At 70.8% G+C, this 21,831-nt stretch carries 2 protein-coding genes and 19 pseudogenes; 8 read left to right on the forward strand and 13 right to left on the reverse strand.

Features of this window, described 5'->3' with window-relative positions; all coding sequences use genetic code 11:
- The first annotated feature begins 129 nt into the window (after nucleotides 1–129).
- Both RBJ77_RS30555 and RBJ77_RS30560 read left to right on the forward strand, forming a co-directional pair.
- A pseudogene (locus tag RBJ77_RS30555) lies at nucleotides 130–570 on the forward strand (YbhB/YbcL family Raf kinase inhibitor-like protein).
- Nucleotides 571–727: 157 nt separating this feature from the next.
- A pseudogene (locus tag RBJ77_RS30560) lies at nucleotides 728–1,200 on the forward strand (HNH endonuclease).
- Between the two features lie 149 nt (nucleotides 1,201–1,349).
- Here the strand turns inward: RBJ77_RS30560 and RBJ77_RS30565 are convergent.
- The 4 genes and pseudogenes from RBJ77_RS30565 to RBJ77_RS30580 form a co-directional block, all read right to left on the reverse strand.
- Nucleotides 1,350–2,051, reverse strand: a pseudogene (locus RBJ77_RS30565) (SPFH domain-containing protein).
- A gap of 46 nt (nucleotides 2,052–2,097) precedes the next feature.
- A pseudogene (locus tag RBJ77_RS30570) lies at nucleotides 2,098–2,256 on the reverse strand (SPFH/Band 7/PHB domain protein); the annotation flags it as partial.
- A gap of 64 nt (nucleotides 2,257–2,320) precedes the next feature.
- On the reverse strand, nucleotides 2,321–2,659 hold the full coding sequence (locus tag RBJ77_RS30575; RefSeq protein ID WP_372347959.1) for an NfeD family protein: 339 nt from the start codon (nucleotides 2,657–2,659) through the stop codon (nucleotides 2,321–2,323).
- A gap of 239 nt (nucleotides 2,660–2,898) precedes the next feature.
- A pseudogene (locus RBJ77_RS30580) lies at nucleotides 2,899–3,668 on the reverse strand (ABC transporter ATP-binding protein); the annotation flags it as partial.
- Between the two features lie 172 nt (nucleotides 3,669–3,840).
- Here RBJ77_RS30580 and RBJ77_RS30585 point away from each other — a divergent pair.
- A pseudogene (locus RBJ77_RS30585) lies at nucleotides 3,841–4,651 on the forward strand (hypothetical protein); the annotation flags it as partial.
- Between the two features lie 132 nt (nucleotides 4,652–4,783).
- Here RBJ77_RS30585 and RBJ77_RS30590 read toward each other — a convergent pair.
- The 5 genes and pseudogenes from RBJ77_RS30590 to RBJ77_RS30610 form a co-directional block, all read right to left on the reverse strand.
- Nucleotides 4,784–5,062, reverse strand: a pseudogene (locus tag RBJ77_RS30590) (chaplin family protein); the annotation flags it as partial.
- A 269-nt stretch (nucleotides 5,063–5,331) separates the two neighbouring features.
- Nucleotides 5,332–5,573 (reverse strand): annotated as a pseudogene (locus RBJ77_RS30595) (chaplin).
- A 268-nt stretch (nucleotides 5,574–5,841) separates the two neighbouring features.
- Complete coding sequence (locus RBJ77_RS30600) at nucleotides 5,842–6,057, reverse strand: hypothetical protein (protein ID WP_372347983.1); 216 nt, start codon at nucleotides 6,055–6,057, stop codon at nucleotides 5,842–5,844.
- A gap of 62 nt (nucleotides 6,058–6,119) precedes the next feature.
- Nucleotides 6,120–6,419, reverse strand: a pseudogene (locus RBJ77_RS30605) (response regulator); the annotation flags it as partial.
- Nucleotides 6,412–7,568, reverse strand: a pseudogene (locus RBJ77_RS30610) (GAF domain-containing sensor histidine kinase). The pseudogenes RBJ77_RS30605 and RBJ77_RS30610, both read right to left, overlap by 8 nt.
- 181 nt (nucleotides 7,569–7,749) lie before the next feature.
- Here RBJ77_RS30610 and RBJ77_RS30615 point away from each other — a divergent pair.
- The 3 pseudogenes from RBJ77_RS30615 to RBJ77_RS30625 all read left to right on the forward strand — a co-directional run.
- A pseudogene (locus RBJ77_RS30615) lies at nucleotides 7,750–8,449 on the forward strand (SDR family NAD(P)-dependent oxidoreductase).
- Between the two features lie 7 nt (nucleotides 8,450–8,456).
- A pseudogene (locus RBJ77_RS30620) lies at nucleotides 8,457–9,516 on the forward strand (S-adenosylmethionine:tRNA ribosyltransferase-isomerase).
- 750 nt (nucleotides 9,517–10,266) lie between these two features.
- Nucleotides 10,267–10,592 (forward strand): annotated as a pseudogene (locus RBJ77_RS30625) (transglycosylase SLT domain-containing protein); the annotation flags it as partial.
- Nucleotides 10,593–10,710: 118 nt separating this feature from the next.
- On the opposite strand, the pseudogene RBJ77_RS30630 reads toward RBJ77_RS30625, so the two are convergent.
- Nucleotides 10,711–13,248: pseudogene (locus RBJ77_RS30630) on the reverse strand (FHA domain-containing protein); the annotation flags it as partial.
- A gap of 2,112 nt (nucleotides 13,249–15,360) precedes the next feature.
- Here RBJ77_RS30630 and serB point away from each other — a divergent pair.
- Nucleotides 15,361–16,667: pseudogene (gene serB / locus RBJ77_RS30635) on the forward strand (phosphoserine phosphatase SerB).
- On the opposite strand, the pseudogene RBJ77_RS30640 reads toward serB, so the two are convergent.
- Nucleotides 16,647–17,174: pseudogene (locus tag RBJ77_RS30640) on the reverse strand (histidine phosphatase family protein). The pseudogenes serB and RBJ77_RS30640 overlap by 21 nt on opposite strands.
- Nucleotides 17,175–19,301: 2,127 nt before the next feature.
- Here RBJ77_RS30640 and RBJ77_RS30645 point away from each other — a divergent pair.
- A pseudogene (locus RBJ77_RS30645) lies at nucleotides 19,302–19,925 on the forward strand (FadR/GntR family transcriptional regulator); the annotation flags it as partial.
- A gap of 522 nt (nucleotides 19,926–20,447) precedes the next feature.
- On the opposite strand, the pseudogene fabI reads toward RBJ77_RS30645, so the two are convergent.
- Together fabI and RBJ77_RS30655 are read right to left on the reverse strand one after the other, a co-directional pair.
- Nucleotides 20,448–21,230 (reverse strand): annotated as a pseudogene (gene fabI, locus RBJ77_RS30650) (enoyl-ACP reductase FabI).
- A 139-nt stretch (nucleotides 21,231–21,369) separates the two neighbouring features.
- Nucleotides 21,370–21,819 (reverse strand): annotated as a pseudogene (locus RBJ77_RS30655) (SDR family NAD(P)-dependent oxidoreductase); the annotation flags it as partial.
- Between the last annotated feature and the right edge of the window lie 12 nt (nucleotides 21,820–21,831).

The following is a 21,831-nucleotide window of genomic DNA, read 5'->3' on the forward strand; positions in this document are numbered from 1 at the left end:
GGTGCTTCGTTCGGTTCAAGATTTAGGTGTTTAACCGTTTCCGCATTTATCGTGAGGCTTACTTTCGCGTTCGTGCGCCACTTCACCCAGGAGGTTCCGTTGTGACCGAGCAGCGAGAGCAGGCTCCCGCTGCCGCATGCTTTGCCCCCAGGTGCCGTCGTTCACGGTCGTGAGCGATGACTTCGAAAGCGAATTGGGTGCTCAGGACGACCAGGTCTGCGGCCAGGGAGCCCGTCACCACACCTGCGGTGGGAGGGCTTCCCGCGCGGAGACCAAACTTCCGCCGTGTCGTGCTTCGATCGGACGCGCCGACCGGAGCGGATTCACAGCACTGGTCCGTGATCGACATCAGTCTCGGTGACCAGCCTCAAAGAACGACAGGAGCAAGGACTGGTGGGGCGCGCCGCCGCCGGGGACCACCCACCCGTTACGTCTTCACCGTGTACGCCGTGAACCGAAGGTGGGTCGGATTCAACAGTTCGCCCGCGTTCGTCGAACAATCGCTACACCGGTTCCCACGCGCTGGCGCGCGCAGGTCGTCGCGCCGAGTACGCGGCGCCGCGAAAGTAGCGTTCACCAAAGCGTTCACGGAACGTTACCCGCCTCTAGTCTTGGAAGTGGATCCCGGGAGGCGGGCGGTTTAATACGTTGTCCATCTCGGCGTGCACAGCCAGAGTTGACGCACGGACGCCGAGGGTGATCCGAGTTTGTGCGGGAGGTGGGCGGGATGCAGGACACGCTGGTGCTGAACACCGGGCTTCGGACCACTCTCGACGGTGACGTTAGACCGAGCGAGTCGTGCTGGTGCTGCAGGACAAGGCCGTCGTCGAGCAGGCCCACCCCGAGCTGCGGATGCGCGGTGCCGCCGCTCGGCAGCCTGGTGCCGCGGGTGATCAGGCTGTGCAAGGTACGTACAGGTGCCGTTCCGAACGCGCGCCGTGAATTCAGGCAGGGTGTGCTCGTGCGGGACCAGCACCGGAGTGCGCGTACTGCGGCCGGCGGAGCGACGACCGTGGACCCGTCGTGCCGCGGTCCCAAGGCAGTGCGGACTCCTGGCTGAACACGGTGGCGCGTCCTGCGCCAGGACAATCACCGCAGGCGGACCGGACGCCGGAGCAGGCCAGGATACCGCTGCTGCGGGAAGCCCTTCAGGCGACGCCGGCCGACGCCATGCTGCTGTCGCTGCACGGACGGACGTGAAGGCAGCCCCTGCCGGACTGGCTGGGGCGGGGGCGTCGCAGCGTAGGCGCCGCGTGCACGAAGGGGCCCGCCGACCTGATGGTCGGCAGGCTATCATAATCGTCATCCGTCATGTCCGTCAGTCGATCGGCGCTGTTCCCTGCGCTCCTTCAGGGCCGACAGGGGCCCGACCACCGCCCGCCATCGGGCCGAGAAGTTGCCGATCGCGCCGGACAGGCGCGGAGTGCGTCGCCGATCTCGCTGAGGACGATCCACAGCTTGTTGGCGTCGCCCTCGGCGATCTTCGAGCATCTGGAGGTACTGGTACGAGGCAGCTTCTGGTCCGGGTCGCTCCGCGTGGGATGGACTCGAAGACCGTGCGGATGGCCTGCGCCTCGCCCCTCGCGCGCAGGGCCGCGGCCTTCGCCTCGCCCTCCGCGCGGAGGATCGCCGACTGCTTCTCGCCCTCCGCCGTGGAGGATCTGGGACTGGCGGATGCCTTCGGCGGTGAGGATCGCGGCGCGCTTGTCACGGTCGGCGCGCATCTGCTTCTCCATCGAGTCCTGGATGGAGGTGGGCGGTTCGATCTTGAGCTCGACGCGGTTGACGCGGATGCCCCACTTGCCCGTCGCCTCGTCGAGGACGCCGCGCAGTGCCGCGTTGATCTCCTCGCGGGAGGTCAGGGTCCGCTCCAGGTCCATGCCACCGATGATGTTGCGGAGGGTGGTGACCGGTCAGCTGCTCGATGGCCTGGATGTAACTGGCCACCTCGTGGTCGCGGCGCGGGCGTCGGTCACCTGGTAGTAGATGACGGTGTCGATGTTGACGACCAGGTTGTCCTGGGTGATCACCGGCTGCGGCGGGAACGGCACGATCCCGCTCGCGCAGGTCGATGCGGTTGCGGATGGAGTCGATGAACGGGACGACGATGTTCAGGCCGGCGTTCAGCGTGCGGGTGTAGCGGCCGAAGCGTTCCACGATGGCGGCGCTGGCCTGCGGGATGACCTGGATGGTCTTGATCAGGGCGATGAAGACCAACACCACCAGAATGATCAGGACGATGATGATCGCTGACATCGCGTCTCCTGTGCCCTTCGTACCGTCGTCGTTCCGGCTTCGCCGTATTCGTCGTACCGGAAGATCATGCGATCTTGCTCGTCGAGTTTGTCAGAACCACCCTGGTGGCGTGCGAGTTCGGGTCAGATGACGATGGCGGTGGCCCCCTCGATGTCGACCACGTCGACCTGGCGGTCCCGGTTCGAACGTCGCGTCGGCGTCGAGGGCGCGGGGCGGACCAGATCTCACCGGCCAGTTTGATGCGGCCGCTGCCGCCGTCGACCTCAGCTCGACGACGACGGCCTGCTTGTCCTTCAGGGCGTCCACGCCCGTGGCCAGTTGGGGGCGGTTCCGTGCGCTGCCGCTTGGCGATGGGGCGTACGACGGCGATCAGCGCGCACGACACCGCGGCAGGGAAGACCACGACCCTGAGAACGGCACCCGCCGCCGAGTCCTGCTGTCACGGCGCCGGCGACCGCGCCGACGGACAGCATGCCCAACTCCGGGCATGGCGGTGATGACCAAAAGGGAATACCGAGCGCGGCCGTTCCGATCAGCCACCACACCCATGCGTCGATGTCTGCCATGGTCATGGTAGATCCGCTGGTGGCCGTTGCCGGACAGACGACGACCGGCGCACGGCCGCGCGGGGCCGTCAGCTCGGGGCAGACCCGTGGCGGTCCAGCGCTCGCCCTTCTGCCTCGACGACCAGGGGGAGGCCAGAAGCAACGTGGAGAGGTTGCGGGAGGTGAGTTCCAGCTCCAGCGGGCCGGCGGCCCAGGACCTTGGCCCTGACGGATCCTTGAGGACGTGCGCGTGAAGCCGGGGGCGAGTCTCCTCGGCGTGGTGCGTCCGCCGCGATCATCGACGGGGCGATCGGGGTCGCGGGCTTGAGGCGCGGCCGAGGCGGCGCACACGAGGTCCCGCGGCCCGCCGAGGTCGGGACCCGCGGCGGGCTCGTCGATGAGCAGCAGCTCGGGGTCGATTAAATCGAAAGGTGCCGAACACGGTCAGGTATAAACCATGCCGAGGCGGTCGAGGAAGCGCGGGCGCGCTGCTCGTCGACGTCCTCGGCTACTCCCTCCTGCCAGCCGGCCGTCCGTAGCGTACGCGCGGCCGTGAGCACGGTCTGGAAGCGGTCTGGCGCTTGGGCAGCTTCTCGGCGAGCGCGATGCCGGCGGCCGCCGATGCACGCAGGCTTACGCAGCGCTCAAAGACGTCCGTGCCCGGGCTTGCCGAGGGTCTCGCCGAGGATCGTGGCGGTGCCCTGGCTCGAGACACGTGGCTCGAGGCGACGTTGGAGGGTGGTCTTGCCGGCGCCATTCGGTCGGGGATGAGCTCCCCCTCGGCTTCACCGACCAGGGAGCCTGGTCCACCGAAACCGGGCCCTCACCGGACCACGGATACGTCCTCCAACTCAGTACATCGCTCATGAGCGCGTTGTCTCCATTGCAGTCTCAGCTGTCTCGGCTTTGCGTCCCGTGCACCGTGTTCAGTTTATTCGTAACCGGACACCGCCCCCAGGCAAACCACGCCACTGGCGGTGGTCCATTCCATCGGCCGGAGGCACGACCTCGCCCGGGAGCTTCGCGAGTGCCAGGGCGCATCGCTCTCGGACCACGCTCTGGACGTCTGGCCGCATGGGAAATGCCCTGTTGGGCGGTTTTGTCGCACCTGATGACGCGGTGCTCGCCATTTGTGAGGTGAGGACGCGGTGCACCATGTCGAAGGACTCCCAGAGTCCGCGGTCGGGCTGACGCTGGCGCTCGGGCGGCTGCGGGCGCTCGGGGGCGAGGCAGAGCTGCAGGTGGCGCTGCCCGCGCCAGGGACATCCCGCTGGGACTCAGCGGACCTCCCGAGGTCAACGCGCGGGCCCTGGACGCCGAGGAGGCCGTCGTCTGCCACGAGGGTGGCGCTCAGGCTGGTGCCCGAGAGTGGCGCTGAGGCCGGAGCCGGACGGCGGCGATCCGCGTCGAGGTCGTCTGGCACTGCCTGCCCCGTGCGGGAGGACTCCGCCCGGCGGACGTGCCGGAAATCCCTCGGCGAAGGCGGGCAGAGGCTGGCGGAGGCGCTGCGGGACGCCACGAGCGTGGTGCTGACGAAGCTGGACGTGGCCGGTTCCGGGAGCCCGGTGGCGGAAGGCCGCGATCGGCAGCGCACCGGGCCCGGGCCGACCGGGGCCGTGAGTGCTGGCTCCCGGGTATCCGGCGCGGAGCCGTGCAGGTGCTCGAGCTGGCGCAGCGATGGGAGCTGCTCGTCCTCCGTGGCGTACGAGAGCAGGCACGGCTGGGAGCGGTGAGCTTGGCTTCGGAGGTGAGGCTCGGGCCGTCGCGTTGCGGCCCGTCGAGCTGGACGGCGCGCAGCAGAGCTCAGGTGGCCGCGTACAACTCCCTTCGTGGAGGAGCGGGAGCGGGGGCTGAGGTTCGCGCGCGCTGCGGCACGCCCTCGTCGATGCGGCGAAGGCCCCTCGCGGACCTGGTCCGTGAGGGCCTTCTGCCGCACCTGTGTAGCGAGCGAGCGTCGGAGGTTCGACGCCATGTTGCCGAAAGGCGGGGTTCAGAGACGCCGGTCCACGTTGACCGGGTTGCCCGGGCGCGTTCACCGGGACGTGGACCGGGACCTGGGCCTGGTTGCCCGGAGAGCGGCGCTGCGAGGGACTTCGAGGTGGCCGCGCCCTCCCGCCTCGGAGTCGGCGGGAGGCGGCACCGGCGGACGCGCCGGCAGCGGCGGGCCCGCGACGGCGAGGGTCAGGGCGGCCTTCTTGGCGATGCTCGCCCAGGAAGTGTTCACTCCAGTAGCGCGGTGCGGCCCAGCCACGGGGTCGCACGCTGGCTGACTGCGTGGAGCCGGTCGGACGACTTTCGTGGGCGCGGCTTGCCCTCGATTCGGATCAATCGGCCGACGAACGGGTCAGGCGAGCGTTCCCCCTGCGGGAGTTGAGGTCGAACGGCCGTGAGGACGGCGGTGTCGCCCGGTCGGGGCGGAGACTGGACGGCGGGGAGTTACCCGGGGGCCGGTGGTCCGTGGACCCTGAGATTCGAAGTCAGCCGTGACCCGCGTCGCGATCAGCAGCGAGCCGGTCGTGATCGGCCGTGATCAGCCGTTGAAGCCGCCGTTGCCGAAGGCCGGGTTCAGCACGCCGATGACGTTGGCGGTGTTGCCCACGGCGTTGACCGGGATGTGGATCGGGGCCTGGATGAGGTTGCCCGAGCCCGACGCCCGGCGACTTCGAGCCTTGCCCGTCGGCGTGCGCACGCGAAATCAGTGGCGGAAGCGAGACCGGCACCGGCGGCGACCAGGCCGCCGGCGACGAGTGACAGCCGCGGCCGTCTGTGCAGGTTCTTCCACTTCTAGCTCACTCCTTGCGTTGCCGCGGCCAGCCGCCGCAGCATGCACTGGAGAACGCCGGAGGGCCCGGCGGGAGTGCGCTCGGACGGTGGACATCTACACGACAGTCTCTGAATCTCTGGCGGAGCGGAACCGTCCACGGCGCCGAGTGCAGTAGTGCGCCGGAGCACGGTCGCCCGGACGAGGGCGTGGGGTCAGCCGGTGACCCCGTGCCGGACGGCCACAGGGCGGCCTGGGTGCGGTCCGCCAGGTCGAGCTTCATGAGATGTTCGACACGTGGGTCTTCACCGTCTTCTCGGAGGGACGAGGGCGCGGGCGATCTCCCGGTTCGAGCGGCACGTCCGCGATCAGGCCGAGCACCTGCGCTCCCGCTCGGTGAGCGAACTGCCTCTCCCCCTGCCCGTTGTTCGCCTGCTCCTGGGAGAGCAGGGCGCCAGCCACCTCGGGCTGGAGCAGGATGTGGCCGGCGTGCACGGACCGGATGGCGCCGGGCCAGTGCGTCGGGGTCCACGTCCTTGTAGACGATACCCGGCGGCGCCGGCGCGCAGGGCCGGGACGACGGTGCGCTGCTCCGTGAAGCTGGTGACGATCAGCACCCGCGCCGGATTGTCCCGAGCTCGCGGGCTTGCGCAGTGCCTCGCGCCGTCCATGCCCGGCATCTTGACGTCCATCAGGACGACGTCGGCTTCAACTCCTCGGCGCGGTCGACCCCTTCGGCGCCGTCGGCCGCCTCGCCGACCACCTCGATGTCGTCCTGGATCTCGAGGAACGTGCGCAGATCCCCTGCGGACGACCTGGTGGTCGTCGACCAGCAGCACCTTGATTGCGTCAGCCACCGGGGACCTCCATCTCGATCGTGGTGCCCTTGCCGGGCTCCGATTCACTGCGAGCCGCCCGCCGACGCCGCTCGTCCGGTCGTGCATCGAGACCAGGCCGAGGTGGCGTCCCGCGCGGCGTATCGACTCCCCGGCTCGAAGCCCCTTGCCGTCGTCGCTGACGTGAGCACGGCGCCCGCGCCCCGCTTGTCGAGCGTCACGTCTCGACGCACGCCCCGGAGTGCCGCAGTGCGTTGTGCAGCGCCTCCTGGGCGACGCGGAGCATCGCCTCCTCCTGGGCCGCAGGGGAGGGCGCGGATGCCGTCGCAGCAGAACGTGACCCGTGCGCCGTGGGCCCGGTCGAGCACCTGGATCTGCGCGTACGGAGGGTGGCGACCAGAGCCGTCCTCGTCCAGTGCGGCGGGGCGCAACTCCACGACGGCGGCGCGCAGTTCGTCCGGTGGCCTCCGCGGCGAGCGCGGCCACGTGCTGCAACTCGTCGCTGGCGCGGGCCGGATCGCGGTCCACGAGCTGCGCCGCCGCCTGCGCGGTCAGGCGGAGCGAGAAGAGCTTCTGGCTGACGGCGTCGTCGCGGTTCGTGCGCGAGGCGGAGCGCTCCTCGGCGATGGTGAGCTCGCGGCTGCGCTCGTAGAGCCGGGCGTTCGTCAAGGGCGATCGCGGCGTGCTGGGCGAGGATCTGGAGCAGCTCCTCGTCCTCCTGCGTGAAGCCGCAACCGCCTTGCGGCTTAGGGCGCTTCTTGTTCGCGAGGGAAGAGCGCGCCGATCGTCTCGTCGCCGTCCTTGATGGGCAGGCCCAGAGTCGGACATGTCCGGGTGGGCGGACGGGCCAGCCCTCGAAGCGGGGGTCGCTTGCGGACGTCGGCGAGGCGCTCGGTCTTCGCCTCGCGCGGCATCGCGGCGAGGATGCCGTGCTGGCGCGGCAGCGGGCCGATGGCCTTCCACTGCTCGTCGCTGACGCCGTCGACGACGAGCTGGGCGAAGCCGCCGTGGTCGTCGGGGCACCCCGAGCGCCGCGTACTCGGCGTCGAGCAGCTTCGCGCTGCGGAGGCGACGATCGTCTTGAGGACGTCGCGCACCTCCAGGTGCCTGCTCATGGCCCAGCAGCGCGGCGCTGACCGCCGCAAGACCAGTCCGTGGACCTTGACTCATGAGCTCACCGTACCGGCGGGGTGTGACGGCGCGTATCGGTCAGGTGGCGGCGCCCGCCTAGGGCCCTGGGCTTAGGCCGAAGGGCCCGTGGGCGTCGCGACCCGCATACAGGTGCCCGGGCCCCCACCGTTCCTACGTTGAAGGCACACGCAGAGATGGCGGACCAAAGGGGACGGTTGTCATGACAGTAGCGATCATCACAGGGGCCTCACGGGGATTCGGGCGGGCGCTCGCCACGGCGCTGGCCGAGCGGGGCTGGGATCTGGTGCTCGACGCGCGGTCCCCGGGCCGCTGGAGGAGGTGGCGGCGGGGTTGCGCAGGCACGGCGGGGCGGTCGTGGCGGTGCCGGGTGACGTCTGGACGGCGGGCACCAGGTCAAGCTGATCGCGGCGGCCTGGGAGCTGGGCGGTCTCGATCTGCTGGTGAACAACGCGGGGGTGCTGGGCGCGGAGCCGCTGGTGACGCTCGGCGAGCACGGGCTCGACGCGTTCCGCAGGGCGCTGGAGGTCAATGTGGTGGCGCCGCTCGGACTGCCGCAGGAGGCGCTGCCGCTGCTGCGCGAGGCGCACGACGGGGCGGTGATCAACATGAGTTCGGACGCGGCGGCCGAGGCGTACCGCACGTGGGGCGGTTACGGGGCGACGAAGGCGGGCCCTCGACCAGCTGTCGGCCGTGCTCGGGGTGGAGGAGTCCGGCCTGCGGGTGTGGGCGGTGGATCCGGGCGGGATGCGGACGAAGATGCTGGCGGCGGCCGAGCCGGACGAGGATCTGAGCGGCGTGCCACGGCCCGAGGACGTCGTGCCCGGAGTTCCTGCGGCTGCTCGACGAGCGGCCGGGCCAGCGGGCGGTACGCGGCGCCTTCTCTGCTGGAGGCGCGATGACGCTGCGCTGCGGGTGCCGGAGGAGCTGTCGGCGCGGGTGCCCGCCGAGCAGCGGGGTCCCGGCCGGGACAGATCGTCGGTGCGGCTGCTGGTGTCGCGCGGCACGGAGGTGGCGCACCACCGCTTCCCGAGCTGCCGGAGGTGCTGCGGGCCGGGGACCTGCTCGTGGTGAACACCTCCCCCACGCTGGCGGCCGCCGTGGACAGGACGGACGGGCACGCGCGCGTGGTCGTGCACTTCTCCACGCGGGGGCGACGACGGGCGGTGGGCGGTCGAGACTGCGGGTTCCGGACGGGCGGGGCACCACGCGCCCGCGCGCAGGCGGGCCCGCGGGTTCGGTGGTGTCGCTGCCCCGGCTGTGTGCACCTCGTCTTCGAGGAGCCGGTCGCGGCGGGGAACGAGCGGCTGTGGTGGGGTGCGGGCGACCGGACGTGCCCGCGCTGCTGCGGAGCGCACGGCGGCCGATCCGCTACGCGTACACGGAGCAGGACCAGCCGCTGTCCGCCTATCAGACGGTGTTCGCGCTGCCGTACGCCGACGGGGCGGAGCAGTGCGGAGATGCCGAGAGTGCGGCGCGGCCCTTCACGGAGCGGATCGTGGCGCAGCTGGTGAGCCGGGGTGTGCAGTTCGCGCCGATCACGCTGCACACGGGGGTCGCGTCGGCGGAGTCGCACGAGCCGCCCTATGGGAGACGGTTCGAGGTGCCCGGAGGCGTCGGCGCGGCTGATCCAACGCGGCCAGGGCCGAGGACGGCCGGGTGATCGCCGTGGGCACGACGGCGGTGCGGGCCGTCGAGTCGGCGGCCGGGGACGACGGGGTGGTGCGGGCGGCGCGCGGCTGGACGGAGCTGGTCGTGACGCCGGAGGCGCGGGGGTGCGGGTGGTGGACGGGCTGCTGACGCCGGGCTGCACGAGCCGGAGGCGTCCCATCTCGCTGATGACTGGAGAGCGGTGGCGGGGCGGGCGGCCGTGAGCCGTACGTGCGAAGGAGGCGCTGCGGGGCCTCTGCCTGTGCACGAGTTCGGCGACGTCCATCTCATCCTTCCGGAGCAGGCGCCCTCACGCTAGCGCGCTGCACCGGCAACACTGGTGAGATCGGCGGGTGCCCGCTGTGACGCCGCGCATAGGGCGCACATCACGTACGAAGGTGCCTGAGTGGATAAGTAAGGACCAAAGTCCCGAGGGCGGGGCGGGGGCCAGGAGTCGAGAGCCGACTCCTGGCCCGCTTTTCGCATGCCCCCGGTCCACTACCCGGCTTCGTACGTCACACCTTTGCCACGGAATTTTGCGCCCGCTCAGAATGGCCCTCGTCGCTGAGCGCCGAACGGTTGTACCCGCGGTGCTCGTGCCCCAAACACACTTCAGAGGTCCCCATCTCATGTCCAAGCACGCCCCTTCCGGCCATGAGTCGCCTGACCCGCACCCACAAGTTCTCGATGGCCGGTGTCGCCGCCCTCGGTGCCGCCGCCCTCGCGGTGACGCTGGTGCCGGGTCGCTGACACGCAGGCGTCTGGCCGAGACGGTCTCCGCCGCCCCCGTCGCCTCTCCCGACGGCTGCCGGTACGCAGCAGGTCAAGGACGTGCACGACAGCGTCACCGGCCAGCAGGCCGCGGCGTCCGAGAAGCGCGAGCAGGCCGCCGCCCAAGCTGAAGGCCCAGCAGGACGCCAAGGCGAAGGAAGAGGCGCAGAAGAAGTGCCGACGCCGAGGCCAGGGCGAAGGCCGATGCCGCGGCCAAGGCGAAGCCGAGCGGACGCCAAGGCGAAGCGCGAGCGCGAGGCCAGGGAGGCCGCCTCCGCGCCGCCGCCCGCAAGCCGGTCACGCCAACAACCTGGACGGCTGGATCAAGCAGTCGCTGGACATCATGAAGTCAAAGGGCATCCCGGGTACGTACAACGGGCTCTACATGCAACATCATGCGCGAGTCCACGGGCAACCCGAGCGCGCATGAACGGCTGGGACATCAACGCCCAGAACGGCACCCCGTCGATCGGCCTGCTCCAGGTCATCCAGCCGACGTTCAACGCGCTACCACGCCGACGGCACCTCGACGAACATCTACGACCCGGTCGCCAACATCGCGGCCGCCGCGAACTACGCACGGCCGACAAGTACGGCTCGATCGACAACGTGAACAGCGCGTACTGGGACTCTCTGCCGGGACCTCAGGGTCCTCAGCACGCCGACCACGACGGAGAAGGGCGGCACCCGCGCGGGTGCCGCCGCTTCTCCGTCGTGTGCTCTGTCGTGCGTGACGACTGCTGCGCATGACCTCGGGCTCATGGCGGCGCAGCAGGCGCGCGACCGCGAAGCCGCAGATGATGCCGAGGGCGAGCAGCACCGCGATGTTGATGCCCACTGGCCGACCGAGTGCTCCCACAGCGGGTCGAGGTCGTTCGGCTTCTTCGGGTCCCACGGCGGCATCAGGTGCGCCGGGTCCAGCGTGGCGCCGGCGGCACCGATCGCCCAGCGGGACGGCATCAGCCAGGCGAGACTGCTCCAGGCCGATCGAGACCGTAGATCTGGAAAGAGGACTCCGGTGAAGACGACCTGGACGATCGCGAACATCACCAGCAGCGGCATCGTCTTCTCGGAGGTCTTCACCAGCGAGGAGATGACCAGGCCGAACATCATCGACGTGAAGCCCGAGCGCGATGATCGAGATGCACAGCTCGACGGCCGGCGGCATCAGGAGACCTTCCTTCGGAAGGTCTCGCGGCGTCGAAGGCGATGGCGCAGATGATGACGCCCTGGATGGGCCGTGATGAAGCCGAGGACGATGACCTTGGACATCAGGGTACGCGGAGCGGGACAGGCCGGTGGCCCGTTCGCGCTCGTAGATGACCCGTTCATGATCAGTTCTCGGACCGAGTTGGCCGCGTCCCGAGAAGCACATAGCCGACCGCGACGATCAACATGATCGTGCCCGCGTCGCCGCTGAACGGGACGGCGAGCTGGCGGCGCCAGGCCGAAATCGGCCGGGATGACCGCGAGACGATGCCCGAGCACCCGCGGGCAGGATCACCATCAGGCCCATAAAGGGGAAGCCCTTGTCGGAGGCGATCACCGACACGTAGCGGCGGATCAGCGTGATCAGCTGCGCCCCAGGGCTGCGGCTTGGGCGGCTTGACCGCCGCGGGCGGCGGCACCTGCATCGGACTGCGGGGCGACGGCGTCGATGTCGGCCGCGCGTACGTCTGGTAGTGCTGCAGGCCCTTCCAGCGGCCCGCCCAGTCGTAGTCGCGGTAGTTCTCGAACGCCGAGAAGACGTCGGCCCAGGTCTCGTAGCCGAAGAAGTTGAGCGCTTCCTCCGGCGGGCCGAAGTACGCCACCGAGCCGCCCGGCGCCATCACGAGGAGCTTGTCGCAGATCGCGAGCTCGGCCACCGGGTGGGTGACGACGAGGACCGTGCGGCCGTCGTCGGACAGAGCCGCGCAGGAGCTGCATGACGTCGCGGTCCATGCCGGGTCGAGGCCGGAGGTCGGCTCGTCCAGGAAGATCAGCGACGGCTTGGTGAGCAGCTCAGAGGCCCGCGAGCACGCGCTTGCGCTGGCCACCGGAGAGGGAGGTGACCTTCTTCTCCTTGTGGATGTCCAGCTTGAGCTCGCGCAGCTCCTCGTCGATGCGCTGCTGGCGCTCCTGCTCGCTGGTGTCCGCCGGGAAGCGGAGCTTGGCCGCGTAGCCAGAGCGCCTTCTTGACGGTCAGTTCCTTGTGCAGGACTGTCGTCCTGCGGGACCAGGCCGATGCGCTGGCGCAGCTCGGCGAACTGCTTGTACAGGTTCCGGTTGTCGTAGAGGACGTCGCCCTGGTTGGCCGGCCGGTAGCCGGTCAGTGCCGTCGAGCAGCGTCGACTTGCCGGAGCCGCGACGGGCCGATGACGCGCGATCAGCGACTTCTCCGGGACGCCGAAGGAGACGTCGCTTGAAGGATCTGCTTGCCGCCGTCGACGGTGACGCGTCAGGTGGCGCGCGGAGAAAGGGCGTCACCGGTGTCGACGAACTCCTCGAGCCGGTCGCCGACGAGGCGGAACGTCGAGTGGCCGACGCCGACGATGTCGTTCGGGGCTGACAGCGCCGGTGCCGCCCTTGGCGATCGGCTGGCCGTTGACGTACGTGCCGTTGTGCGAACCCAGGTCGCGGATCTCGAAGCGGCCGTCGGGCGTCGCGTGGAACTCGGCGCGTGCAGGCGCGAGACCTGGAAGGTCGGAGACGACCAGCTCGTTCTCCAGCGCACGGCCGATGCGCATGACGCGGCCGAGGCCCGAGCTGAGGGTGGAAGGTCGTCGGGCTGCGGTCGCCGTAGACCGGCGGCGCCCCCACGCTCCACCGGGTCCCTGACAGTGCGGCATCTGCCTGCACCGGCGTGCTGCGCGCACTGCTGCTGTTGCTGCTGCGGCAGCTGCGCCTGCTGGGGCGCCTGCTGCGGCCAGCCGGGCGCACCGCCCTGCGGCTGCTGCTGCGGCGGTGGCTGCTGGGCGGGCCGGCGGCGCTGCTGCTGCGCCATGGTGCGGCGAGGCGACCACTGCGGCGCAAGCGCACTGCCCTGCACGCTCAAGCGCGGCCCGTCAGTTGAGTTGCCGGGTGGACGGCGCGCGGGCCCGATCTCATCTGGTGGATCCGCTGGCCCTGGACGAAGGTGCCGTTGGTCGAGCCGTGGTCCTCGATGACCCAACTGCGGCCGCCCCAGCTGATCGTGGCGTGACGCCAGGACACCCTGGCGTCGTCGAGCACGACGTCACCCCGGATCACGACCGAGGGTGTACGGCCTGGACGGATCGAGCGTCCAGGTCCTGCCATTCAATTCCAGTACGAGTTCCAGGCCTCCATGCCTGGAGTTGTCGAGTATTGCCCCCGCCGTGAGTCTAGGGATGTCGAACATCGTGAGGGAACTATTTCCAGGAAAGGCCCCATGACCGAAAGTCCGGGCCTTGCGTTCGGGGTTGTGAGAACTCCCCCGGCGGCCCCGGTGTGCGCCCCGTTGACGCGGCAGATTTGGCCCCGGAAGAGTGGTGGTGCCCACAACTCCCTACGGATCATGCGCAAATGGGAAAACAGGGCGATCGCGGTACAGATCGGGAGGTCCTGATGGGGGCCGGCCAGCACGCGACCCGGCGCGGCCCGGCGTGCCCTGGGCGATCTTGCTGTCCGCGATCGCCGCGGTGAGCTGGAGCGTTCATCGCCATGGCGGGCGTCGCGGCGCTCGGGCTTTCCATCTGCTCGAGGCGGACTCGGCAGGCTCGCTGGGCCCCACGCGGCGGCCGCAGTCGTGGCACTGGGGGTCGGCGGAGCGCGTGACGCCGTCCGGCGAGCGTCGACCACTCGGCCTGCAGGGCGCCCGCAGGCGGACGCACCGATCGGCGATCGCACCGCTCGGTGGGCCTGGTCGCGCGCGCTGCCGGTCAGCTGGTTCTTCCCTACGGTCCTTGCGCGGCGCGGGGTTGAGGTCTCGCCCGGCGAGCTGCTGCGCCGCGGGCCCGGCGCCGTGGTCGTGCTCTTCGTGGGGATGCTGAGGCGGGCTCGCCTGGGCGGGTCACGACATCATCACGATTGACGGTTCCGAAAGCTGGGGCTGGAACGCGACATTTCGGGCGCCGGGGACCTGCCGGGCCGACATCGGCGACAAGCTGCCGGAGGCGGCATCGGCGGGCGCTGCCGACCGACTCGGCGACCTCGCGGACGCCAAGGCATCGGTGGGGTTCACCGTGCAGACGGGGGCGACGCTGCTGGAGCGGCGCGGCGTTCAATCGTCGGCGTCCTGCTGATATCGCGCTACTCGCATCGCAGCGCACCCCGCCGCCGGCCCTGGGCGCCGTGCACCAGGTGGGCCGGCCGCGTCCGCGCTGGTGACCGTGAATTGCTGGTGGCGGTCCTCGCGGGAGCTCGCCACTGACATCTGTACGCGATGATCGGCGACGACCACGAAGCGGATCGCAGGCGCGGCGCTGCTCGGCGCCGGAACGGGTGTGGCTCGCCCTCCCGCTCGGCATGTTCGTGCCGTGGGACGGCAAGGCGACGGGGCGCTCGCCAGGTCTCCCGACCCGCTGGACGACCGGCTCTCGTCAGACCAGCCGGTGACCTGGGGCGACTGAAGCCCGAACTCGACGGCGGGGTCTGGCTGTTGGCCGTGGCGGTGGCCGTGATGATGCTCTTCGCAGAGGGTCCTCACGGCCGTGCGCACACCGCTGGACCAGGGAGCGCTCAGGTTCGCGGGGCGCTGCGCGCTGCGGCTGGGCGTGGTGACCGCGCTGGCGTGATGCCGCTCCTGGTGTGGCTGACGGACGTCTCGGCAGGCGCCTCGCTCTCGGTCCTCGGCTTCGACGCGTTCGGCCGCGGGCATCGAACTGCACGGAGCACCTCGGCATGGCGGATTGCTGCTCGGGGCGGCGTGGGGTGCGAGGGCCCGGGGCGCTCGGGGCGCTGCTGGCGTACGGGACCGGGGCGCGGGCGGGCGGGTCGCCGCACTGGCCGGGGCCGCGCCGCCCGCGCGGGCTTCGACGTACACGAGCAAACCGGGCCGTGAGCCAGGCCGCCCGTACCGACCGTCGAACCCGGACACCAACCCGTACCTCAAGAACCCACGACGAGCGGACCAACCTGACGGGCGCCCCACCCTCGCGAGGCCCATCCGTCCGGACCTGCCCGCGCCGCCGCGGCAAGAACACCAAGGGGAGTGGCCGGCGCCGCCTCCGCCGCCTCCGCCGCCCGAGGTGGGCAGGGGCGACGAGAGCAGGAGGGTGAACGCAGCCGGGCGGGTTTCTCGGCCCCACGAAGATCGTCCGGCACTCGGACCGGCGGAGCACCTTCGCACGCAGGCCCGATATCAGTAGCTCCATCATGAGCGCTTCGCAGCCCCAGCACCCCAGCTGATGTCCCGGCCGGCACAGAACTCGCCGCGGCCGATGTCCCGACCCTTCTGGTCAAGATCTTCGGGCAAGGACCGGCCCGGCATCACCGCCGGCCTCTTCGACACCCTCGCCGCTTCACTCCGTCGACGTCGTCACGGACATCGAGCGGGTCGTCACCCGTAGCATGGTCCTGTGCGCCCTGGTGACCGCGCCCCCGGCCGGGTCTCTCGAGGCGACCTGCGGTCCACCCGTGCACAGCTGGGCCGAGTCGATGAAGATGCGAGGCCGAGATCATCTCCGGCATCGGTGACAGCCGCGCGCGCGCGGCCGCGGGCCGCTCCCGGTCATCGTGCTCGGGCACCCGCTCACCGCCGAGCCGACCGCCGCGATCGCCGCGACGATCACCAGTACCGGCAGCGCATCGACCGCATCTTCCGGCTCGCCGCGTACCCCCGTCACCGCCGGTCGAGTTCGCGGTGTCCGGCACCGAGACGGAAGCGCTGCGCACCGCGCCCTCGCCACGAGGCCGCGAGCGCGGGGCGTGGACGTGGCGGTCGTCGCGGCCCGGCTGCACCGGCGGGCGCAGCGGCTAGCGCGCCTGTGATGGACGTCGACTCGACGCTCATCCAGGACGAGGTGATCGAGCTGTTCGCGGCGCACGCGGGCTGTGGAGGCCGAGGTCGCCGGAGGTGACGGCGGCGGCGATGCGCGGCGAGGCTGGACTTCGAGAGCAGTCGTTTGCACGCGCGCGTGGCGCTGCTCGCGGGGCTCGACGCGTCGGTGGTCGGCAAGGTGCAGGAAGCGGAGGTGCGGCTGACGCCCGGGCGCGCGCGCACGCCTGATCCCGGACGCTCGAGCGGCTCGGCCCCCAGGTGGGCGTGGTGTCCCGGGCGGGTTCGCGCAGGTCTGCGGACGACCTGTGAAAGCTGAGGCACCTCGGGCTCGACTTCGCGCAGGCGAACACGCTGGAGATCGACGGACGGCGAGCTGACGGGGCGAGGTGACCGGCGAGATCGTGGACCGGGCGGAGCGAGGCGCTGGCTGCTGCGCCGGTTTCGCCACGGAGGCCGGGTGTGCCGCTCGCCCAGACGGTGGCGATCGGCGACGGCGCGAACGACCTGGACATGCTGAACGCGGCCGGGCTCGGTGTCGCCTTCAACGCGAAGCCGGTGGTCCGGGAGGCCGCGCACCGCGGTGGGCGATGCCGTTCCTGGACACGCGTCACTCCTATCTGCTCGGGCATCACGCGCGAAGAGTCGAGACGGCGGACCTGCACGAGGAGCAGGGCGGCCGGTCGGAGCCGTGTGCCCCGGCACGACGATGCGGTGCCAGCCCACCACGTCCAGCGTGGAGGCTACTCGCTCGGCGCCCGTAGCCGACGAGGCGTGCGCGGTGCCCGGCTCCGGAGGCTCTTCCACAGGCCGGAGAAGCGGGACGGCGAACGCGGCGGTCGGGAATCCCGCGCCGTCCAGCCGCTCCCTCGCGTCTCCCTCGGACCGGGGCGAGGATCTCGGTGGTGAGGGCCGCTGACCTCCGTTGTGGCCGATCAGGACTGCGCTGGTGCAACACGTCGTCCTGGGTCTACTCGCACCAGGGAGGGCGATCACAGCTCGCCCGGTGACGCCTCGTAGATCCGCTCCTCGCAGAGCCGGCCTCGGTCGCTCGAAAGCCCGGCCACGGCGAGCCTCCAGCCTCGCGGGTGCGGGTGGCGGTCGAGCAGGGCCAGGTCGAACGGGACTCCGGAGTCGGCCAGCTTGCGGCCGGCGACGGGTGCGTCCCTGCGGCCCGCTCGGCGAGCGGCCGCTCGTGATCGTTCACCTGAGGCCAGTCCGCCTTGGCATGCCGGAAAAGGACAATCCTGCGGGGGTTCTGCGACGCTCATGGGTCCCAGCTTCGCATGAAACCGGAGCGCAGGGCGCAGATGACGCGTACTCCCGGCTTACAGGTGCAGTCAGCGGCGCTGAAAGGTGTCAGGGAAAGCACGAGTTCTGGCGCGCTCGAGTGATGTGGGCAGGCTCGGGTCACCCGCCGCGGCCTGCGCGTCGAGACGGGGTGAGGATCAGCAGGAGCAGGCGCCATCTAGCGCGACGGCTGGCAGCGCGACTGGGCCCACCAGGGCGCTGGCCGGATGTCGACGCCACCGGTGACCGCCCGGGCGGGGTCCGGGTGTGCGTGGGGGCCGACATCGGTGCCTCCGTGGTCCGTGGTCTTCTTCGTCCGTGTCGCCGACGGTCCCGGCGATCACTCTCCAGAAGGTGGACGCGCGCGCCTCCGACCCATCCGGTGATCTCCACCACGCTGCCTGACGCTGGCTAGGGGGATGGTGGAGCTACGCCCTGGGGCCGCGTGCTCAGGTCACGGCGATGCGATGGTCGCGATGATGCCGACTTGATCACGGCGACGGCCAGCATCGCGCCGAAGCACCAGAAGAAGCTCTCTTCTGGCGCGTTCACAAGGGATTGGCTCGAGCACAGGCGACCATGCGGCAGAGTGTCGCACGCCCGTCCCCGCCGTCAGGACGCCGGGGCGCCCTCGGGTGCGACCCTCCCGCGTCGCCTCGTCCTCGACCAAAGTGCGGTTGCGGCCGGTGCGAGGACCGCGAGTCACGATCTGCGGCACCATCAGCGTCGCCCATCAGGGCGACTCAGCACGCAGCCGTCGGTGGCCTCACTGCAGGACGCCGACGAGCAGCGGGCCGGGGATCGAGATCAGATAGCCGGTGGACTGGGCGAACGCGCCAGCTTGACGCGACTCCTGCGCCGGTGCGGGCGCGCATGCCGACCATCGTGAGGGCCAGCGGGAAGGCGCAGTTGGAGATGCCGAGCAGGATCGCCACGCCCAGGCCCCCGGACGCCGGGGCGAGGTGGTCCCGCGTAGTCCGGCCAGACCGCACACGCCGAGCGCGATCACCATCGGGCCGCTGCGCCAGCCGGGCGGCGATGCGCGCGGATGGCCGAAGCCGGGCGGCGCCCCATCACCATGGTGACGGCGAGCAGCAGGCCCGCGGTCGGCTGGAGACGCCGGAGGTCCCGGAAGGTCTGCGCCATCCGGCCCATCGGCGCGACGCGGCGGTGGCCTGGAGGAAGGCCGTGAAGACGAGCGAGCGCCCACGCAGTGCGGCTGCGGGTGACGCGCAGCCCGTCGCCGTCGGCGTCGGCTTGGTCGCGGAGCGCGTGACAGCGGGTGCGAAGAAGCGAGGGCCGGGCCCTTCTCCCCGGACGAGCGGGACCAGGCGCGCAGCGGCGGCGGCGCGAGCGCGGCCTCACACGGCGAGTGCCGGTCTGCCAGCTGCCGCCGAGGGCGTCGGTCGCGGCACGGTCGCGGCGGCGGCGAGGGAGGTGCCGGCCGCGAGGGCCATCGAGTAGATCACCGGTCATGGAGCCGACGCGGTCGGGGAAACCCAGCGCTGCGGCCGATCACCGGCATCGTGGACGCCGCGGACCGCGATGCCCATGAGGGCGAGGGCGCTGGCGCGCGGGAAGCCGACCGTGTTTGCCCGTGTACGGGCGGATGATCCAGGCCCGCGGTGATCGCGGCCATGCCGGCGCAGACGGCGGCGCGCCGCAGCGCTTCGAGCGAGCCGGGGCGCCATCACGCCGAAGACCGCGAAGCAGGGCGGCGGCACGGGTGAGCGGTCGGCGACGTGCCGCCGCTCATGCCGAAGGCCGTCCCGGACCTCTTCGAGGAGGGCGCGGAGGCGCTGGTGATGGCCGGTCGCGGTTCAGCGCGGCGAGGACGATGCCGACGGTGACCAGCTTCTTCTGCACCGCCCACGCGCGCGGGGGCGGTTCTCCTCCGCGTGCAGTCTCGGCGGTCGGTGGTGATTGCCATCGTCGGGGTTTCCTCACTCAGCCATGAGACCCATCTTTAGAATCATGCAGGAAGATGATTGGTTGTCCAGTCCGTTTGCGTCACTCGCAGGCCACCTCCAGACTGTGCCACAGCGAAGTGAACGTCATACGCTGACCTCCGGCGCTCGGCCCCGTCCGAGGCAGGTCATCTTCCCAGCCTGCGCACCCAGATCTCCTCGGGCGAGGCGCGCCGGTGGGCTTCCCGCATCCCGACGGGCCGGAGCTCGTCGGGCAGCTGGGCGTCGCCCGGAACACGGTGCGCGAGGCGGTGCGCGCCCTCGCGCACAACGGCCTCCTGGACATCCGGCAGGGCTCGGGCACGTACGTCGTGGCGACCAGTGAGCTGGCGGGCGTGATGCAGCGGCGGTTCGCGGGGCCGACCCCGGCACATCGCCGAGCTGCGTTCCACGCGCGAGAGTCGAGCGCGGCGAAAGCTGGCCGCCGTGCGGCGCACGGAGCGCGATCTGAAGCAGCTGGACGCCCCTGCTCGTGCGGCGCGAGGAGGCGTGGGAGTCGCGGGACACGGAGGCGTTCGTGACAGCGGACGCGACGTTCCACATGGCCGTGGTGGCGGCGTCCCACAACGACGTGATGACGGCGACGTCGCGGACCTGGGCGAGGTGCTGCGGGACTGGCGCGACGCGAGACGTGGGCGAGCGGCTGACCGCCGAACCATGGACCCGACCACGCGCCTGGTCGACGCGATCCGGGTCGGCGACGCGGAGGCGGCCGCCCTGGAGGCGGCGGGCTACGCGTTCCAGTGCCGGCAGGCCCGGCTCACACGGCGCCGTCCGGTGACGGCCAGGGCGCCGCGCACGTTCTTCCAGCACCGCCCGTCGAGGCGGACGGTCTGGGCGAGATCGACGGCCCGCGGCCGTGAGTCGGTGTCGATGTCCCACCACTGGTCGCACTCGATGTGCAGGGCGCATCCCGGTCGACGCCCAGGTACGGGTTGTGACAGGTGGCGCTCACCCGTGACCGGTCGACCCGATGCGGCACTGGGCGCCGAAGAGTTCGCGCTTCTTCCCGGCGGACCGGTCGTCGGGCACCGCGTGGGACGGCACCGCGACGATCAGGGCCAGGGCGGCGGTATGGCGGCTATCCGGTGGGCCAGACGCACGAGGGACCTCCTCGCACCCAGAGTGCGGTGAGGCCTTCGGTCCGCCCGGCCGGTGAGCCGAACGGGTGGTGCGCCCTTCAGGGGCGCGGGGAACTGCGCGAGCAACCACATACGGACCTGTGGCCAGATGCAGGGACATCAGGCCCGACGGCGCGCAGCCGAGCGGCTGAACCCAGCGGAGCGCTCAGGCGCCGATGGCGTGCAGGCCGCCGTCGACGTGGATGATCTCGCCCGTCGTCTTCGGGAACCAGTCCGAGAGCAGCGCGACGATGCCGCGGCGCGGCCGGCCTCCGGGTCCCTCAGGTCCCACTCCGGCGAGAGCGCGTGTGCCACGGAGGCCAGCTCACCGGAAGCCCGGGATGGACTTGGCGCCATGGAGCCGAGGCGGGCCCGCCGAGATCAGGGTTGCAGCGGATGTTCTGCTTGCGAGGTCGCGCGCCATGTAGCGGCTGGTGGCCTCCAGCGCGGCGCTCGCAGCCCATCCGAGTCGTACTGCGGCCAGGCGAATGCGCAGCGTCGAAGGTCAGGCCGACGACGGAGCCGCTCGGACATCAGCGGCAGCGCCATCGTCAGCGACTTCAGGGAGAAAGGCGGAGACGTGCATGGCAGTGGCCACGGACTCGAACGGCGTGTTCAGGGAAGTTGCCGCCGAGCGCGTCCGCGGCGCAGAAGCCGATGGGTGCGCGACGCCGTCGATGCGGTCGCCGAGGTGCTCGCGGACCTGGCCCTCCAGGCGGGCGAGGTGCTCGTCGTTCGAGACGTCGAGCTCCAGCACCTTCACCTTGTCGGTGGGGCAGCTTCTTGGCGATGCGCTCGGTCAGCGTCGGCCGCGGCCAGGCGCGGTGAGGATGATCTCCGCGCCCTGCTCCTGGGCCAGCTTCGCGGTGTGGAAGGCGATGGAGGACTCCATCAGCACACCGGTGATGAGGATCTTCTTGCCCTCGAGGATTCCAGTCGTGTTCGTCATCGTGCTCAGTGACCCATTCCCAGTCCGCCGTCAACCGGGATGACGGCTCCCAGTGATGTACGAAGCGTCGTCGAGGTCGGAACCTCACCACACCGGCGATCTCCTCGACCTGCGCGATACCGCCCGAGCGGCAACGCGACACGATGCCCGCGCGCTGCTCGTCGGTGAGCGCCTGCGTCATGTCGGTGTCGACGAAGCCGGGGGCGACGACGTTGAAGGTGATGTTGCGCGACCCGAGCTCTACGGGCGAGGGAACGCGCGAAAGCCTAAGACCCGCCTTCAGGCGGCGTGTTCGCCTGCCCCGCCGAGCCGAGCAGCCCGACGACGGAGGAGATCAGCACGACGCGGCGTTCTTGGCGCGCAGCATGCCGCGGTTGGCACGCTTCACGACCCGGAAGGTGCCGGTGAGGTTGGTGTCGAGGACGGACGTGAAGTCCTCCTCGGACATGCGCATGAGGAGCTGGTCCTCAGTGACGCCGGCGTTGGCGACCAGGACCTCGACGTTGCCGTGCTTCTCCTCGATCTCCTTGCAGGCCTGCTCCCACCTGCTCGGCGTCGGTGATGTCGCACTGACGGCGAGGAAGCCCAGCTTTTCGAGCTC

Origin of the sequence: Streptomyces sp. KL116D (assembly GCF_030766975.1) — a bacterium.
GTDB classification, from domain to species: domain Bacteria; phylum Actinomycetota; class Actinomycetes; order Streptomycetales; family Streptomycetaceae; genus Streptomyces; species Streptomyces longispororuber_A.